This window comes from Priestia aryabhattai, assembly GCF_023715685.1.
Taxonomy (GTDB): domain Bacteria; phylum Bacillota; class Bacilli; order Bacillales; family Bacillaceae_H; genus Priestia; species Priestia aryabhattai_B.
On sequence record NZ_JAMBOQ010000057.1, the window covers coordinates 1 to 472 of the forward strand.

The 472-nt window shown below is 47.0% G+C and carries 1 protein-coding gene; it reads left to right on the forward strand.

All coding sequences use genetic code 11. The features are described 5' to 3' along the window. Positions 1 to 252, forward strand: a 252-nt coding sequence (locus M3225_RS28885; protein WP_374109854.1) for a hypothetical protein, incomplete at its 5' end; no start/stop codon positions are given. Positions 253 to 472: the final 220 nt, after the last annotated feature.

Genomic DNA, 472 nt, shown 5'->3' on the forward strand with positions numbered 1-472 from the left:
GGTATGGCTACTGGTAAGTCTCTGATGCTTGGCGGTCGCGCTGGTTTAGGTTTTGGCTTAGGGATGGCCGGAAGAACGGGCATGAATTCTTTATCAGGGAAAGCGGGGAATCTGATGGGGCGTGGTGCGCGAACAGCCGCTGAATGGGCGGGTGAAAAGGGATATCAGGCGCTGGCTCCGACAGGTGCTTTGGGGATGAAGGCTAGAAGACTTGCATCTCTGGAAAAAGCGCGAGCGAGGAATGCCGCATGAATATCATGAAACGTTTTTTTTATGTGATGTCCCTGAACTGGATACTGACGTTTGTTGATAAACATATCACCTCCGGATGGAGCAGGAAGAGAAAGCTAATAACCCAGCTTGTTATTTTAATCACGGGAATTACCTTATTTAAGGTCTTAGGTGGAATCAGTCAGAGCTGGTTGTGACATGCTTCATTATTTTGTCATGATACTTTATTTTGTCCTAATCC